This window comes from Flammeovirga pectinis (assembly GCF_003970675.1).
GTDB lineage: Bacteria > Bacteroidota > Bacteroidia > Cytophagales > Flammeovirgaceae > Flammeovirga > Flammeovirga pectinis.
The window spans coordinates 1-16,757 of sequence record NZ_CP034562.1 but is presented as its reverse complement, the minus strand read 5'-3'; the positions used below and the strand labels follow the sequence as shown (position 1 = coordinate 16,757).

Sequence of the window (16,757 nt, the reverse complement as noted above, 5' to 3'; positions counted from 1 at the left end):
GCATAGTTTTTATATTTCGAACCAAGAGTGTCATTATTTTTTTTCTTGAAGCTAAAAGTTACCATAACATCATAAATTTAACGAACAAACAATTGAGAATGAATTAATTATCTAATATTTGTAAAAAGTGAGATAACTATTCGTACCCTTATGACAACTAGGTTTTAATAGTGGACAAAAAAAACTTTATTTTTTTTCACTTTTTTTTATTCGATCCCAATATTTGTCCATTTCGGTCAATGACAAAGATTCAAAATCAGCACCATCATCCTTCATAAACCCTTCCATTTGATTAAATCTATTGATAAATTTCTTATTTGTTCTCTCTAAAGCATCAGAAGGATTTATTTTTAAAAATCTAGCATAATTAATCATTGAAAACATTACATCTCCAAATTCATCTTCGATTTTATCTAAATTATCTTCTCCATTATCATTTGCTGTAATTTCGTCTTGAAGTTCCTGTAATTCTTCTTCTACTTTCTTATATACATCTTCTTTATTGTCCCATTCAAAACCAACTCCAGCCGATTTATCTTGAATACGTAATGCCTTTAAAACAGCAGGTAGCGACTTGGGAACTCCCCCTAAAACGGTTTTATTTTTATTTTCTTTCTCTTTCAGCTTGATCAACTCCCAATTTCTGCTTACCTCTTCAGCATCTTTTACTTCTACATCTCCATAAATATGAGGATGACGTACAATTAGTTTCTCACAAATACTGTTTAATACATCATCTATTGAAAAGTCTTTTGTTTCTGATCCAATTTTTGCATAAAAAACTAGGTGCAGCATAACATCACCTAATTCTTTTTTTATTTCTTGGGTATCATTTTCCAAAATAGCATCAGAAAGTTCATACACTTCTTCTATTGTTAAATGACGAAGTGTTTCCATTGTCTGTTTTTGATCCCATGGGCATTTTTCTCTCAAATCATCCATGATATCAAGTAATCTTTTAAATGCTCTTAACCTCGGATCTTCAATATTTTTATCGCCTTGCATAAAATAAAGGTTTAATTTTGTCTTATAATTCAATTTATATTGTCAATTAGAAACACAATATTGCACTAATCAAGTAAAAGTTAAATTAAGAACTCAGAAATCGATAAATTCTATATGAAAAAGAAAAGTAGCCCCAATACATCCCCATTATCAATGACCCATACTGAGATCTCTGAACGATTATCAAAATATACACCTATTAGTGCTGCAACAACTTTTGCTGAATGGATTCTTGATTATCAAATTTATGTATCTATAAAAGGCGGAAGAAAAAGTATTAATGGTGACTACAGGCCTCCGCAAAAAGGATATGGCCATAGAATTAGCATCAATGCTACGCTAAATCCTTATCAATTTGCTATTACATTTGCACACGAAGTTGCACATCTAATAACATGGTCCGAATATCAACAAAAAGTTATGCCGCATGGTAAAGAATGGAAAGCAAAATTTGGTGAATTACTAGGGGTTTTAATTTCTAATAATACTTTCCCTGAAGATTTACTTAAAGTTTTAAAAGATCACCAACAAAATCCATCTGCATCGAGTGGTAATGATATTGCATTAAAAAAAGCACTTTCAAATTATGATGAACATCAAGATGAATTGCCTTTTTTAGAAGATTTAATTGATGGAGATGAATTTTCTATGGAAGATGGACGTGTTTTTATTCGTAACAAGAAATTGAGAAAATATTTTTTATGTACTGAAAAAGAAAGCGGCAAACAATTTAGAATCAATTCTTTAGCGAAAGTAAATATTCATTATCCTACTAAACATGAAAAAGCTTGTTAACGACTGTTTGATTTATTTTAAAATTTTATTTGGCAGAATGTTTGATTAAACAAAGTTTTTCCCCACTTTTGCACCGCGTTAAGCAAAAAAGGTAACTTTTAAAGTTTCCTGGTGATGTAGCTCAGTTGGTAGAGCATCGGACTGAAAATCCGTGTGTCGGCGGTTCGAATCCGCCCATCACCACAAAGTCTAAGATAACAGACTATAAATAGTTTCTGGTGATGTAGCTCAGTTGGTAGAGCATCGGACTGAAAATCCGTGTGTCGGTGGTTCGAATCCACTCATCACCACAAAGTCTAAGATAACAGACTATAAATAGTTTCTGGTGATGTAGCTCAGTTGGTAGAGCATCGGACTGAAAATCCGTGTGTCGGCGGTTCGAATCCGCCCATCACCACAAAGTCTAAGATAACAGACTATAAATAGTTTCCGGTGATGTAGCTCAGTTGGTAGAGCATCGGACTGAAAATCCGTGTGTCGGCGGTTCGAATCCGCCCATCACCACAAAAATTAAGCTTATCCTTTTTGGATAAGCTTTTTTTATATTTATGATTTCGGAAATCAAAAACATGAGTCATCCCTTAATTATATAATTTTAATAATAAGGGGTGACTCATTTTTATTTATAAGCCAAAAAATAGTTATTGTAAATACTAAACAACTATAACTATTATTCCAATGGCTTATTCATCCTTTAATTTACTAAAAATCTTAGATTGTAAAAAATCTACACCATTAACCTATCTTCTTCATCAAACTGACTATTTCTTATCATCGCTACTCTCTAGTCTTCATCAGACTGTTGATTTACGTTTGGTAAAGACTTTTCAAGAGTTATTTCATTGCTTACTAGAAAATCGGAATAGTACAAAATCACTTCTACTGACAGAATTGGGTACACTACTAGCTGGTAGTACTCATGGTAAAGCTGGAGTTAAGAGAATTGGTAACCTAATACGAAGTAAAAATTGGAGTACTGATTTAATTGCTGATTTTTTTAGAAATAGAAGTTTAGATCGTATTAAAATGATGGAAGAAAAAAATATTCGACCACTTTTAATTTGGGATGGATCTGTTCTGGAAAAACATGAGTCAACATACCTGGAAGGGTTGTCAGCGGTTATCAGTAGTAAAGCCAAAAGACTTACAAGAATTAAACCTGGTTATTATAATTCTCCTGTCAAAGGTTTTATCAATGTCCCTGGGTTTAAAGTAGAAGGAGTAGTACTTACGGCCTTGAATGAAAGAGCATCTCTTTTTGAATTTAATATTTATTCTAGGGTTGGTGTTTTTAAAGAATGGTTGTCTAATTTTATATGGAATGGTTTCAAAACTATCCGTAATCAATCTAAAAAAGCTGTTTTACATGTATTTGACAGAGGATATGCGAATTGTACTCTTTTAGAATTCGCTCAAGAATTTGATCAACAATTTTTAGTTCGTTGGATTGGAAAGAGATTTTTAATTGACGAAAAAGGCAAACGATTAACCTACAATATTACCAAAGGAATGAAGAATAAGAGCTTCAAATTTACTTATGACAAAGAACGTAATAAGTATACTAGAAGGCTTATTTCATGGAAAAAAGTACAACATCCTGAAATGGGAGATCAGATGTATACGTTAATTGTAGTCAGAGAATATAAAAGAGCAGGATCTCCTATTTACATACTTACCAACCTTGATATAGATACAAAAAAGACTGCATGGGAAATGCTTTTTTCATATATGAAAAGATGGGAAGTAGAAGAAATGTTTAGGTGTTGTAAAGCAGAAATTGGCTTACAATCAATAAGAGTTCAAGGATGGGAAAATCGATTAAAACTCTTCTATATAGCCCTACTTATTTATGAGTTTTTAATGGAAATAATACAAAAAAGGAGGCATTATGTAGAACGTTTAATCAACATATATACCCCCATTTTTGGTTCAAAGAAAAGTAAATCTCCTTTCTACAGACTTCGTAAAGCTTTTTCTGTCATTTTAAATCAATGGAAATCCTGTTGTGAGATCATTTACAGGTTTAATCCAATATTTAAGGGATGACTCATGTTTATCGTTATAATAAATTGCAATTACATCTCACTTACTAGTTTGACAATACTTGCTTTATTACTCTTAGAGTTACGTTCTAATTTTAAAACATGATCGTATATAGAGGGATCATTCTCGTTGGGAGATCCAAAAATTAATCTAATATTTTTAGAATTTGTATAGTGAATTAAATCACGTAAGTAACGATCTGATAATTTACCTACTTCGTCTATTACACAATGAACATAGTAGTCGTGCTGATCTCTATAAGCATTCTCTTGGAATACTGTAAGGAGCGTAATGTAAATCATAGATTTTACAAGAACATCTGTACCTTCAGAACCAACATTAGATAGCTTTTCTACCCAACCAGTATCATTATTATTTTCGATTACTCGAAAACGCAACATGAAAGTATCTTCTAAAGTGATTTGCTTCTGATTATTGTCTTTAATTACCCTTCGTAAATCTTTTAATAGCTGTACAGACTGTCGAGAATCCTTTGAACTCGCATTAATATTCACTTTAAAAAAATCTCCTTGATCCGTAAATGCTACATCTTGATTTAAACGGTAAATCTTTTTTAGAGTAGTTAATAATGGTGTATTGTTCTCATTATACTCTAATTCAATAGACTTGACAACACCAACAAAGTTACTTCTTGCAAAACCATTATTAATGTCTTTTACAATCTTTTTTATCAAATCAGAAGTATCCGAAAGGTCTTTTACTTGACGGGCTACTGAACTAATAATTTCTCGATGTTGCTTCTCTAACTGGTCTTTCATATGCGCTAAGCGTTCTCCATCCAATAGACTTGGAAGAATATTTTTAGCTAAATAAATAAATTCTTGTAAAGAAGATTGAGCATATAAAGTAGGTATTTTTAAATGATTTTCTTTTCTGAAAACACCTGTAAAGATTTGTCCTTTAGATTTAAAAACACCCGATAATCTATTACGTTCCTTTAAAGATTTACGTAATTCAGTTAATAAAAATGATAAATCTCCATCATTAATTTCAGCTTCATTTACGTTACCTGCACCCTCATCTAAATATTTTTGTAACTTAATATAAGCTTGTTCATCCTCTTCTTTAGCTGCTTTAAACTGTTTTAAAAGGTGATTGCTATGATCTTTAGTACGGCGGTAAGTATCTCGTTTATCGTCAAGGTAATTTAACTGCTCTTCGTATTCTTCTACAGCTTTATCGTAATCTCCTTTAAGATTTTCTAATTCTTTTTCTTGATGTTTTTTCTTATTTCGTGTTTCATCTGCAGCATCTAGATAATAGATTTTATCCTTTTCATAATCTCTCTTTATGATCTGTGCTTGTTCAACATCTTTTATTTTTGATAATAAAGCTTGAATCTCTATTTCAACTTCTTCTAATTTCTCTGTATCAATCCCTTTTTCTTCTAGAAGCCCTTTTCGTTCTTCTTCTAGCTCTTTGATACGTTTAGCATGATCTCCTTCATAAGCAGCCCATTCTTGTTCTAGTTTAGCTACTTTCGTTTCAATCTCAGAAGATGATACATTGAGCTTGTTTGTGTATAATTCTGATGTTTCGTTCTCTTGCGACCAACGATCATCTTTAAGATCAGATAGCTTCCCTTCTATACTATCACAAGCCTCTTGAGTAATACGGAATTTTCTTCTCAATTCCACTAAAGCAGCTTCTTTTAGAACAGTCGCTTTTTCTATAATCGATGCTTCTTGTTCTCTTGCTTCCTTTAGTTCAGTTTCTAGATGAATTACTTTGGAAGATAGGTCGGATAGTTTTTGCTCCAACTGCCCTAGTTTCTTACTATAATTACCTACAAGAGCTTCAACTTTTTTATCAATTATACTATCTAATTCCGATAAATTGATTTGAGCAGAAACCAAAGCTGCTTCTTTTTGCTCTAAAATAGTGGCAATATTATCTGTTGAAGTCACTTTTGATGTTAAAGCACCAACTTCTAAATTAATACCATAAAATGAATTTCCAGGTACTATAGACGGGTCTAAATCTTTACGAGATAGTAACTCTTCATCACATACTTTACCAATTGATTCTGACCAATCTGATTTATTTTGATCCAAAAACGACCTAAATGTACCCTCATAATCTTCTTGACGAAGTTTCCATTCATCTACTTCATCAGAAACCAATTTTAATTGTCTCTCTAATTCAGCTTGTTGATTTCTTGCTTCATTTCTGATTATTTGCTCTTCTAAACGACGTCTTTCTTTGGTGTTTTTTATTGTATTTTCAGTTTCTAGAATAGCCTGTTTGTGCTCTTTTATTTCTGTAGAAAGCTTTACTCTCATTGTATTACTTTCCGAAAGTAAACTTTTAGAGAAATCTTTTTCTTTTTCTATCTCTAGAGCTACTTCAGCACGTGTCTTTAATTCTTTTGCTTGATCTAGCTGTACTCTAAATTCACCTTCTCTAACAAAATATTTATTTCTTAATTCCTCTAGAGCAGTTTGTTTCTCTCCACTAAGTTTTTCTTTTTGGGAATGAAGCTGCTCTCTTAAAAGTTGTTTACCCTCGTTAAATTCACTTTTTCTAGCTGTAAATTTTTGTTCTAAAGATTTCTTTTGATCATCAATAAGATGTTCTACTTGAGCTGTTTGTGCCACAAGCATTTGCTTTACCTCTTGTTGATAAATTAATTGATCTTTAATTCGAGGTTCTTCTGCACATAATTCAATTAATTTTTCTATTGAATAGGCTTTTCCCGAAATCGTTATAGATGAATATTCTTTTTCTCTACGCTCAATTTCTTTAAGAGTAGCCTTTACTTCACCTAATTCTTGATTAACAACAGCAGTTTTTGATTGATAAACCTCTTCAGCAGACTCATATTTCTTTTTCATCTCGTTTTCTTCCACCTGCATTCGAGCTAATAGTTTTTCACTATCGGCTAAATGTTTTTCAGCTAAAGCTACTCCTCCACCAATTTGTTTGGCAAGGCGTTGTTGATAAGAAAGTTGTTGTGTAATTTCTGTTTCGAGACCTACAATTTCTTCAGCATTTGATTTATTTTTTTCAAAATCTTCAAAATCTGTAAGTTGATCGTCAAATTCATGTATAAAATTAGCTATCGTTTCTAGAGAAATTGGTTGCATTTCATGGTCAGTAGAAGCAGCCTCTCCAATAGCTCTTTTAATATAATCTGACTTTAAACCAGAACTTCTAAAGATGTTTGTTATCGCTTTAGGAATTCCATCAACCTGATGAGTTTTAACTCCTAAAGATGGTTGCAATAGGCTAAACTGTGTATTATTCTTGCTTACGCCATAAATTACTTTTCTAAGATCGGCAAAACGACGAATCTCATCTGAAAAAGTAACCTCTCCTTTTGAAAGTAAATCAAGTACTTCTTCATGGTTACATGCTTTTCTATCTTTTATAAAAAAGTTTTTATTGTAAGCTGTATCTATAAAGCGAAACTTTAATCTTCCGCCAGATTTATATACAGTTAAACAATGTTTTCCTCGTGGGGTTTGAATTTCATAAATTAAACGAGCATTCAAATCTTGGAAATAATATTCCGAGAAAGACATTTGTTGCTCTTTTATCCCTAATTCTCTCTTTTCTGAAGTAGCATGATAAAAGAATAAAACTGCTCTGAGTACAGTTGTTTTACCAAATCCATTTGATCCAACAAAGTGAACATTACCGCTTAAATCTACTTCAGCGTAATCAAATCCAGCACTCTTTATTAGAACAAGTTTATTTAAGAATCTCTTTGGAGTTTGTGGTGCATTCATTCGTTGTTCGGATCAATATCTATTAAATCAACAATATCTTTTAAGTAGTTATAAGACGATAATACAATGAATCCTTCATTTTCTTCGTCTTCACAATCCATAAAACCATGACGTCTCATTTCGTCTACTAAATCACGTACTTTATCGTGTGTAGAAATATTTTTATCTGATGCTAGCCTTGACAACTGCTCATTTAAATCTGTCTCTACATTACATTTATGTACAATATCTTTTATAAAAAAGCGCAATCCTTCGCCAAATCCTGGGGCAAATGTGGCAAAGAAAGCTAAACGATCTATGTAACGGTAAAAACGTTCAATTTTTTCTTCAATTGTTTGTTTCCCCCCTTCTCTAGAAAAGTAATAATAGTTATTTCCTTTTTTTAGATGGAAGCCTAACGGTGCATACATACTTTCAAATCCTGTAAAAAACTCATCTACTTCATCGTAGAGTTTTCTAATTTCTGATTTGATAGCATTAGCACTTAAAAACTGTCCACGGCTAAGCAGTTCGAATACTCTTCTTGTACTTGTATGGTCAATATTCATGTTGAATGTTATTTCTTTTCTTTTCTTTTTGGTGTGATATAAGCAAACTGTTTACCTTCATATTCAAGGTGCTTTGCTTCATCAAATGGATTTTCAGCTAAACCAAAATCCATCTCATCTTCAAAAATTAGTGCTACCTGACAGTACACTTTTATGAATTGTTTTTCACTCATCTCTTTCCCAAAATCATATGATTTCACAAAAGATAAAAGATCATTAGATTGTAGGAAGAATGCTCTCTTTAACTTACTAAAATCAATATGCAACATTGTCTGTTGCTGTGGATCTAGCAATGCATCATCAATATCTAATTCAGCCTGTAACTGCATTCTCATCTTATGCTGACGACGAATGGCTACTCTTTCTATTATATCTAGACCTTCATCTCCTCTTAGATAATCTAGGTCTAAATGAGTTTGGAAACGAAGTTGAGTATCGAAAAATAAAGAGTCTTCATGAGTGAACACTTCTTCTACGTTCGTACATATTTCCAATTCGTATAAATCACGGAATTTTTTAAGTTGGATTATTTTTTTGTGCTGACGGTCTAACTCTGCAATTTGATTGATAAAACGAACAATTTCTTGTCGTAAAGCAATTAAATTATGTCTTGCCATTGTTAAATGATTTACTCTTAAATCATTTACAATTGCGCGTAATCCTTCATCTTGAACTACTCTAAAAAATGGGTTATCTAATAGCTCTTCTGCATTTTGAATTAGTTCAAGTAATTTTTCAGCTTGTTCATTATGATCTTCAATTTTAATTCTCTTGAGTTCAATAGAAGACGCTGTTTTATACTCTTGTTTTACTAAAGCACTTAATGTTGTTGCATTTTTACGAATAACTCTACCAATACTATTTAAATAGCGTTTAACTCGGTGTAAATAACGTTCTCTTTCTCTAGCATCTTCATCTATTTCATACAAGTAAATTGTCTTTTTAAGAATCCGAATACTTTCGTCTACCTCAAAATTTCTGATATCCTCATTAATTTCAAGAAAATCTTCTACAAAATTTAATAATCTTTCGTCAAGTCTTGCAGGTTCTCCCTCTTGCACAGAAATAATTCCTCTAGCATTTGCCTGAAGTATTTCTTTTTCTTTTCCATCAGAAACTTCTATCAACTCATCAAAGGATGCATTTTTTCTCTTAAAGAGATGTTGTATCACTTTTCTGTGCCTATAAAGTTCTTTTATTAATTCTTCTGCTGTTTGTATATCTGCCACAGGCTAATAAAATCTAGTCTTATTTAGATAAATTCATTGCAATTCTCAATAAATAAATATGAATCTACTATTGCAAGAAGGAAGGTAATTTTTATGCAGACGTATCCAATATTTTATTGTTTTTCTTTTTAAAGGAAAAAGTAATTCCCTACTAAACAATCAATTATTTTCAAACGTAATAAATGAATAATTACTCACTAACAAATTAAAGATATGATAAAAATCACCTTTTGATAGAAATTAAAATCAATTTAATTAGTGTATTATTTACGCATATTTGAAATATATTAACAGCCACCAATAAAAATAATGTCATGAAATCTCACAAATTATATGCGTTTTTCGTGTTACTAATTGTAATAACTCTTTTAGGGTTATCAAATTTAACTAGTAATTCTTTAGATACAGAAGAAAATACTACTACCAAAACGGTACAAAATAATATTGAAAGAACTGAAATGAATTGATTATATACGACTATATATTTTGAATGAGCTCAGGTTGATTATTCTAGGAATAACATGGAATTCTGTCATCAGCACTGCTAACAAACTCAAACCTGAGTAGTATGAAATGCCAAGGAAATTTTCTTGGCATTTTTTTGTGATGAAAACTTAATTCATCGAATAATCAAATACAAAATTGAAAAGTAGAGACGTAAATTAGCCTTATTACATTACCGTATTAGGCAAAAAGGGTAAATTGAGTGTGAAGGAAATCATTTCTTATGTTAGTAAACGTTAAAAATCGTTTACCAATAAATGAATATCATCAATAATTATTTTCATCGTGTAAATTGCATATTAGAACATAGTTAATGCTAAAGTTTTTTTGGGTTACATAACCTTTATCTTTTTTAGCTTTTACGTGGTAAATATTAAATTTTCGATTTTACATGGAAAATACAGGAGATCATAAAGTACTGCATGATAAAATTCATGAAGTAATTTCAGAAGTAGGTAAGGTAGTCGTTGGACAAGACTACATGGTAAATAGATTATTAATTGGACTTTTTACAAATGGTCACGTTCTTTTAGAAGGTGTACCTGGTTTGGCAAAAACACTAACAGTAAATACATTATCTAATGTGTTAGCTTTAGATTTCCAACGTATTCAATTTACTCCAGATTTACTTCCATCGGATTTAGTAGGTACAATGATCTACAATCAGCGTGAAGGTAAATTTGAAGTTAAAAAAGGACCTGTTTTCTCTAACCTAGTGTTAGCGGATGAGGTTAACCGTTCTCCAGCTAAAGTACAAGCTGCTTTACTAGAGGCCATGCAAGAGAAACAAGTAACTATTGGCGAAACTACTTTTAAATTAGATAGACCGTTCTTAGTACTTGCAACGCAAAACCCAGTAGAACAAGAAGGTACTTACCCTCTACCAGAAGCACAGGTTGACCGTTTTATGTTAAAGGTTTACATCCAATATCCTAAGAAAGAGGATGAACTGGAAGTCATGCGCCGCATGTCTAACCAAGGTTTTGATGATAAGGTTCGTCCTATTCTTTCTAAAGAAGATATCTTTGCTATTCGCGATGCTATTGACGCTGTGAAAGTGAACGATTCTTTAGAAAAATATATCATTGACTTGGTGTTTGCCACTCGTTTTCCTAAAGATTACGGTTTAGACGAAGAAGCTCAATATATACAATTTGGTGTTTCTCCTCGTGCGAGTATCAATTTACATAGAGCTGCAAAGGCAATTGCATTCTTTGAAGGTAGAGATTATGTTTTACCAGAAGATATTAAGGAAATTGCTTATGACGTATTTAATCACCGTATTATATTAAATTATGAAGCGGAAGCAGATGAAATCACTACTCGTGAAATTATTGAAGCAATATTGAATAAAGTGAAGATTAGTAAGTAATCATCCTACGCAAATTTATAAAAGAGAGCCATCAGAAATGATGGCTCTTTTGTTTTACAAATAGTTCTAATTTATTATTAAGTATTCAAAGCATTAACTACAAATCAATCAAACAGATGCTTATCTTTGTTCACTAAGAGATAAATTATGGAAGAGACATCATTATATATAGTACCAACTCCGATTGGTAACCTAGAAGATATTACAGCGCGTGCTTTAAGAATACTTAAAGAAGTAGATACTATTTTAGCAGAAGACACTCGTAATACGGGAAAATTATTAAAACATTTTGAGATTAAAAGTAACCTTCAAAGTCATCATGCATTTAATGAACATAAGACAGTTGAAGGCTTATTAAATAGATTACAAAAAGGAGAAAAGATCGCTTTAGTATCTGATGCAGGTACTCCTGTTATCTCTGACCCTGGATATATATTGGTTCGTGCTTGTGGAGAAGCAGGTATTAAAGTAGAAACTTTACCAGGAGCTACCGCTTTTGTTCCTGCTCTTGTAAACTCTGGCTTACCTTCCGACCGTTTTATCTTTGAAGGTTTTCTTCCTCATAAAAAAGGAAGGCAAACAAAAATTCAAGAATTGGCAGAAGAACAACGTACAATTGTCTTTTATGAATCGCCACATCGTTTGGTTAAGTTTTTAGAGCAACTTGCAGAAGCTTGGGAAACTGACCGTAGAGCCAGCGTATCTAGAGAAATTTCTAAATTTCATGAAGAAACACAACGGGGTACTTTAGAAGAATTAGCAGCATATTATACAGAAAAACCTCCTAAAGGTGAAATTGTTGTTGTTGTTGAAGGAAAAAAAATTGAGAAAAAGCCTAAAGGCAACAAATATAAATACAAAGATCAAGATCAGTAATGAGAAAATTTTTATATGATTTTATTGTCGCCAATAGTGAAAAGAAATGGTACCCTTGGGTCTTAGCATTATTAAGCGGAGTGCTATTAGGAGTATCTTGGCATGGTCTGTTTCCTTTGGTTTTTATAGGGTTTGTTCCTCTATTAGAAATTGAAAGAGTAATAGCAAAGAGTGATACCCGTTTTAAAGGATGGAGAGTTTATGGTTTTGCTTTTCTAGCTCTTTTTACTTTTAATACAATTGGTTATTGGTGGTTATGGTATGCCTCTTCTTGGACTACTTTTAGTGCTTGGGGAGCAAATGCTGCTTTAATGGCTTTACCATTTCTTGCTTTCCATCACACAAGAAGAATTTCTAACGGTAAGTATTTTCATCTAGATTTTGTCTGCTGGTGGATTGCCTTTGAATATTTACATTTGTATTGGGATTTTTCTTGGCCTTGGTTAAACCTAGGTAATGTATTGAGTTTTACTCCTTCATTAGCTCAATGGTATGAATATACTGGTACATTTGGAGGTACTTTATGGATATTATTATTAAATATCTATTTCTTTAGTTTTATGGTTAGTGGTAGGAAAATAGTTTCTATATTTTTCTTAGCTACTCTACCTGTATGCATATCTCTGTTTATGTATTACAATTATGAAGAAGTAGGTACTCCAACAGAAGTTATGGTTGTACAGCCAAATATTGATTGCTACTCTGAAAAGTTTAAGTTTAATGCTAGAACTGGTGAGCAAAATATACAGACTTATATGACACCAGAGGAACAGGTTAAAAGAATGATTGCACTTTCTAAAAAAACAATCACTCCTTCTACCAAATTTATATTCTGGCCAGAAACATCAATTAGTAAAAGTATTGATGAAAAATATCCTGATAGAAATAGTGAAGTTTCTAAAGCTAGGAAATTCATGCAAAAATATCCGTATGCAACATTAATTTCTGGAGCTGACACTTACAAAATATATGGCGATTCTGCTTTATCTACAACTGCTAGGAGTTCTAAAAACATTGGATACTACGATGTTTTTAATACTGCATTGAGGGTACATAACAACGATCCTATTACCTTTTACAATAAATCTCAATTAGTAATTGGTGTAGAAGCTATTCCTTTTCCTGTAATCTTGAAACCAATAATTTTAAACTTTGGTGGTAGTTCTGGAGGTTTAGGTAGACAAGAAGAAAGAGCTATTTTTTATAATGATACAGTTGCAGTAGCTCCAATTATTTGTTACGAATCTGTGTACGGAGAATATGTAACTGATTATGTAAAAAAAGGTGCTGATTTCTTAACTGTAATTACCAATGATGGTTGGTGGAATGATAGTCCTGGACATACACAACATTTAGCTTTTTCATCACTCAGAGCAATTGAAACACGAAAAAGTGTGGCTCGTTCTGCAAATACAGGTATTTCTTGTTTTATTAATCAAAGAGGTGATATTCTTCAACCTATTGCTTATGGAACAATGGGTGCTGAAGTTGGAAATGTATATATCAATAAAGAAAAAACATTTTATACTTTATACGGTGACTATATTGCTCGTGTAGCAGCAGTACTTGCTTTCACTATGCTTGCTGTGGGTATTACTCGTAAAAAAGCGTTACAAATCTAAATGGAAACAACTTTTAGAGACTATATAGAAACACCTCTAGGTTTAATGCTTGTAGAAGCATCGCCTAGAGGTGTTTCAAAAATTCGTTTTTTAGAAGAGGACGAAGAAATTTTAAATGATCTTCCTAATCCTCATACTATAGATGCTATTGAGTGGTTAGATAACTACTTTCAAGGAAATAGTAAATTAGGATTCTCTTTTGCTATTGATATAAAAGGCACAACCTTTCAGAAAACGGTTTGGAAAGAACTCTGTAAAGTAAGGTACGGTACAGTAGCTTCATATTTAGATATTTCTGAACGCATTGGAAATCCAAAAGCAATAAGAGCTGTTGGTGCTGCAAATGGGCAAAACCCTATAGCACTTGCAATCCCCTGCCACAGAGTGATTGGTAGTGATGGTTCTCTAACTGGTTATGCAGGAGGAATTGGTAGAAAGAAATGGCTACTTCAGCACGAAGGATATATTAAATATGGACATGAACAATTGAGCATGTTTTAGCCAAAGATATTCTTGAAGAACCCTTTTTTATCTTCCTTGTTTTCTTTATTACCTTCTTCTTGATGTCCAACAAATGCTTTTTCCATATCAAAGTTATTGACAAAGGGCACTAATGTTTCATCAAACATACAGATTAGTTCCATATTAACTCTAGATTTAAAGGCTCCTAATTCAGCTTTTAAAGCATAAGACACATTCATACTTTCTTCCCTTTCTTTAATGTATCCATTAAAATCTTCTTTTGTCATTTCCTTTATTCCTGGAACATGACCATAAATTGAAGTATTAAAAAGGTTGGCAAACTTAGTTACAAAAGCAGCAATTAATATATTATCTAATTCGAGAAGCATTGCCTCTCTCATTTGTTTTTTTCCCCACTCTGTCCGAGGTAAAATCTTCTCTATAATCCCTTGTTCATCTTCATTATGAATAATCAGCATTGTTTCAGCTTTCATATCACCGATAATATTTGTTGTTAATACAAATACATTACCATCGTAGTCTTTTCTGAGCAATTGATTATTTAAGTCTTTTACCTCTAAAACATTTCTAACAATAATTTCGTCTTTCAATACTGTTGAAAGAGAATTTGCCACATTGCCTAATGCAATGTTAGTGATATCATTAATTAGGTAAGCGTTCTCTACTGTAAATTGGGATTGAATCATGACAATCTATACTCTAGTTCTTTTCTTCATTTTTAATTAAACAGCAACAAATGCAGGTTTGAATAGAAATTCTGAAATGTCATTTGCATCTAATACAAGACAAACATTTCCATTTCCTAAAATAGTCGCTCCACTAATAAAACGTGCATTTTCTACAGGTTTTCCTAATGGCTTTTCAATAATTTCTTTTTGCTGTAGTAACCTATCTACTACAAAACCAATCATTCTGTTATCCACAGAAACTACAACAATATTTATTTTAGTTTCTTCATCTTGAATCTGATCAAAAGACCTATGTAACAGCTGAGCATCTTGTAATTCATCGTAATCGGTACAATCGAACAAATCTCTTAAAAACATTACAGTTATTGTATCGTCTAAATGAGTTGTTACTAATCCACCTCCTACTTTATGAATTGCTGATCTTTTTACAGAAATCACTGCTTCTGTAAATGATAATGGAATTGCATACTCAGTATCTTTAACTACAAATAACAACGCTGATTTAACAGCCATTGAAGAAGGCAAACTTAAACTAAAAGTAGTTCCTTTACCTAGTTCGGTATATGTGTTTATTTTACCTCCAACAGCATCTACAGCTCTTTTCACAACATCCATTCCTACCCCTCTACCACTTACAGCAGTTACATTTTCTACACTAGAAAAACCAGGTTCGAAAATAAATTTAACTACATCATCATCAGACAATGCAGAAAGAGTATCTGGAGTTGCAAGGCCTTTTTCTAAGACTTTCTTACGGATTTTAGTTGCATCTACACCGTTACCATCATCTATAATTTCTATGATAACATATTCCTTATCAGAAGATGCTCGAAGTAATATTTTTCCTGCTTCTGGCTTTCCTTTTTTTCTTCTTTCTTCAGGACTTTCAATTCCATGACTTACTGCATTTCTAACTAAGTGAATCATTGAATCACTTATAATTTGTAATACATTTCTGTCTATTTCAATTTCAGTACCTTCTAGTTCAAGGTTTACCTTTTTACCTTCAATTGTAGCTACATCACGTATTATTCGGTGAAATTTATGAAATAACGCTCCAACTTGTACCAAACGTACACCCATTACAGAATACTGTAAATCTGATGTTATTCTGTATAAACGAGTATATTCATTTGTTGCTCCAAAACTTGCTCCTTGAGCTATAATTCTATCTTTTTCTATAGCAAGTTCTCCTACTAAATTTAGAAGATCATCTAACTTACTTACAGGAACTTGAACAAAATCAGAGAAAGTGATTTTTGATTTCTTTTCCTCCTCATCTGCAAATTCATCTGCTAAATTTACACCAAGTGGTACAGGTTGTTCCGAAGCTAAGATTTCCTTCTGACTTTCAGTCAACTCTTCCTTCACTTCATTTTCTAATGCTTTATCTTTATCTTCTGAAGACTCCCCTCCTTGTGTAGCCTGAAACTCAATTTCACCTTTTAAATTTCTAAGAATTACTTTTAGTTTAGCTCTTAGTCCTTTATACGATACTTTTTTATCTTCTTTAATGCCTTCAATCATCTCTCCAAGCTTATCAATTGCTTTAAAGAGGTCGTCAAAGACCATTGCAGTTAGAAGAATCTTTCCTTTACGAATTTCACTGAAAATATCTTCTAAGAGATGTCCTATAGACGCAACATCATCGAATCCCATTGCTGCTGCATTTCCTTTCAGAGTATGAATAATTCGAAAAATGGCCTCAGTTGCTTCTCTATCTCCGTGATTTTTTTCTAATTGAGTAAATAGGCGATTGAGTTCTTCAAAACCATCCTGCGCTTCTGCTAAAAATATCTGTCTTAGTTCTTCTTCTTTCATTCGTGTAAGTTCAGGGTA

At 32.2% G+C, this 16,757-nt stretch carries 13 protein-coding genes and 4 tRNA genes; 11 read left to right on the top strand and 6 right to left on the bottom strand.

Annotated features, from left to right (window positions below):
- Nucleotides 1-186 precede the first annotated feature (186 nt).
- Complete coding sequence (gene mazG / locus EI427_RS00080) at nt 187-1,005, bottom strand: nucleoside triphosphate pyrophosphohydrolase (protein ID WP_205727886.1); 819 nt, start codon at nt 1,003-1,005, stop codon at nt 187-189.
- Nucleotides 1,006-1,119: 114 nt separating this feature from the next.
- Between mazG and EI427_RS00075 the strand changes: the two genes are divergently transcribed.
- From EI427_RS00075 to EI427_RS00050, 6 genes are all read left to right on the top strand, one after another.
- Complete coding sequence (locus EI427_RS00075) at nt 1,120-1,800, top strand: SprT-like domain-containing protein (RefSeq protein WP_126610601.1); 681 nt, start codon at nt 1,120-1,122, stop codon at nt 1,798-1,800.
- 110 nt (nt 1,801-1,910) lie between these two features.
- Nucleotides 1,911-1,983: transfer RNA gene (locus EI427_RS00070), tRNA-Phe, on the top strand.
- A 34-nt stretch (nt 1,984-2,017) separates the two neighbouring features.
- Nucleotides 2,018-2,090, top strand: a tRNA-Phe gene (locus tag EI427_RS00065).
- Nucleotides 2,091-2,124: 34 nt separating this feature from the next.
- Nucleotides 2,125-2,197 (top strand) — tRNA-Phe (locus EI427_RS00060).
- Nucleotides 2,198-2,231: 34 nt separating this feature from the next.
- Nucleotides 2,232-2,304, top strand: a tRNA-Phe gene (locus tag EI427_RS00055).
- Between the two features lie 174 nt (nt 2,305-2,478).
- On the top strand, nt 2,479-3,846 hold the full coding sequence (locus EI427_RS00050; RefSeq protein WP_126610600.1) for a hypothetical protein: 1,368 nt from the start codon (nt 2,479-2,481) through the stop codon (nt 3,844-3,846).
- Nucleotides 3,847-3,875: 29 nt separating this feature from the next.
- Here EI427_RS00050 and EI427_RS00045 read toward each other — a convergent pair whose 3' ends face one another.
- The 3 genes from EI427_RS00045 to EI427_RS00035 are packed head-to-tail and all read right to left on the bottom strand — an operon-like array spanning nt 3,876 to nt 9,372.
- Nucleotides 3,876-7,595: an ATP-binding protein gene (locus EI427_RS00045; RefSeq protein ID WP_126610599.1), complete on the bottom strand. Its 3,720-nt coding sequence runs from the start codon at nt 7,593-7,595 to the stop codon at nt 3,876-3,878.
- Nucleotides 7,592-8,143 carry a condensin complex protein MksE gene (locus EI427_RS00040; protein WP_126610598.1) on the bottom strand — a complete coding sequence of 184 codons (552 nt, stop codon included), beginning with the start codon at nt 8,141-8,143 and terminating at the stop codon, nt 7,592-7,594. Before EI427_RS00040 ends, EI427_RS00045 begins: the two co-directional genes overlap by 4 nt.
- Nucleotides 8,144-8,151: 8 nt before the next feature.
- Nucleotides 8,152-9,372: a hypothetical protein gene (locus EI427_RS00035; protein WP_126610597.1), complete on the bottom strand. Its 1,221-nt coding sequence runs from the start codon at nt 9,370-9,372 to the stop codon at nt 8,152-8,154.
- 314 nt (nt 9,373-9,686) lie between these two features.
- On the opposite strand from EI427_RS00035, the gene EI427_RS25815 reads away from it, so the two are divergent.
- The 5 genes from EI427_RS25815 (at nt 9,687) to EI427_RS00015 (ending at nt 14,247) form a co-directional block, all read left to right on the top strand.
- Complete coding sequence (locus EI427_RS25815) at nt 9,687-9,839, top strand: hypothetical protein (RefSeq protein ID WP_155523265.1); 153 nt, start codon at nt 9,687-9,689, stop codon at nt 9,837-9,839.
- Nucleotides 9,840-10,294: 455 nt separating this feature from the next.
- Nucleotides 10,295-11,248, top strand: coding sequence for an AAA family ATPase (locus EI427_RS00030; RefSeq protein WP_126618286.1), 954 nt, complete (start codon nt 10,295-10,297; stop codon nt 11,246-11,248).
- Between the two features lie 147 nt (nt 11,249-11,395).
- Complete coding sequence (gene rsmI / locus EI427_RS00025; protein ID WP_126610596.1) at nt 11,396-12,124, top strand: 16S rRNA (cytidine(1402)-2'-O)-methyltransferase; 729 nt, start codon at nt 11,396-11,398, stop codon at nt 12,122-12,124.
- Nucleotides 12,124-13,746: an apolipoprotein N-acyltransferase gene (gene lnt, locus EI427_RS00020; protein ID WP_126610595.1), complete on the top strand. Its 1,623-nt coding sequence runs from the start codon at nt 12,124-12,126 to the stop codon at nt 13,744-13,746. Before rsmI ends, lnt begins: the two co-directional genes overlap by 1 nt.
- A complete protein-coding gene (locus EI427_RS00015) occupies nt 13,747-14,247 on the top strand; it encodes a methylated-DNA--[protein]-cysteine S-methyltransferase (RefSeq protein ID WP_126610594.1) in 501 nt (166 codons plus the stop codon).
- Here the strand turns inward: EI427_RS00015 and EI427_RS00010 are convergent.
- Together EI427_RS00010 and EI427_RS00005 are read right to left on the bottom strand one after the other, a co-directional pair.
- Nucleotides 14,244-14,915 carry a chemotaxis protein CheC gene (locus tag EI427_RS00010; protein WP_126610593.1) on the bottom strand — a complete coding sequence of 224 codons (672 nt, stop codon included), beginning with the start codon at nt 14,913-14,915 and terminating at the stop codon, nt 14,244-14,246. The genes EI427_RS00015 and EI427_RS00010 overlap by 4 nt on opposite strands.
- A gap of 36 nt (nt 14,916-14,951) precedes the next feature.
- A complete protein-coding gene (locus EI427_RS00005) occupies nt 14,952-16,739 on the bottom strand; it encodes a chemotaxis protein CheA (RefSeq protein ID WP_126610592.1) in 1,788 nt (595 codons plus the stop codon).
- Nucleotides 16,740-16,757 lie beyond the last annotated feature (18 nt).

Excerpts from the sequence above, each read along its gene's own strand:
- mazG (WP_205727886.1), bottom strand. The coding sequence starts at position 1,005 with ATGCAAGGCGATAAAAATATTGAAGATCCGAGGTTAAGAGCATTTAAA.
- EI427_RS00075 (WP_126610601.1), top strand. The coding sequence starts at position 1,120 with ATGAAAAAGAAAAGTAGCCCCAATACATCCCCATTATCAATGACCCAT.
- EI427_RS00050 (WP_126610600.1), top strand. The coding sequence starts at position 2,479 with ATGGCTTATTCATCCTTTAATTTACTAAAAATCTTAGATTGTAAAAAA.
- EI427_RS00045 (WP_126610599.1), bottom strand. The coding sequence starts at position 7,595 with ATGAATGCACCACAAACTCCAAAGAGATTCTTAAATAAACTTGTTCTA.
- EI427_RS00040 (WP_126610598.1), bottom strand. The coding sequence starts at position 8,143 with ATGAATATTGACCATACAAGTACAAGAAGAGTATTCGAACTGCTTAGC.
- EI427_RS25815 (WP_155523265.1), top strand. The coding sequence starts at position 9,687 with ATGAAATCTCACAAATTATATGCGTTTTTCGTGTTACTAATTGTAATA.
- rsmI (WP_126610596.1), top strand. The coding sequence starts at position 11,396 with ATGGAAGAGACATCATTATATATAGTACCAACTCCGATTGGTAACCTA.
- lnt (WP_126610595.1), top strand. The coding sequence starts at position 12,124 with ATGAGAAAATTTTTATATGATTTTATTGTCGCCAATAGTGAAAAGAAA.
- EI427_RS00015 (WP_126610594.1), top strand. The coding sequence starts at position 13,747 with ATGGAAACAACTTTTAGAGACTATATAGAAACACCTCTAGGTTTAATG.
- EI427_RS00010 (WP_126610593.1), bottom strand. The coding sequence starts at position 14,915 with ATGATTCAATCCCAATTTACAGTAGAGAACGCTTACCTAATTAATGAT.
- EI427_RS00005 (WP_126610592.1), bottom strand. The coding sequence starts at position 16,739 with ATGAAAGAAGAAGAACTAAGACAGATATTTTTAGCAGAAGCGCAGGAT.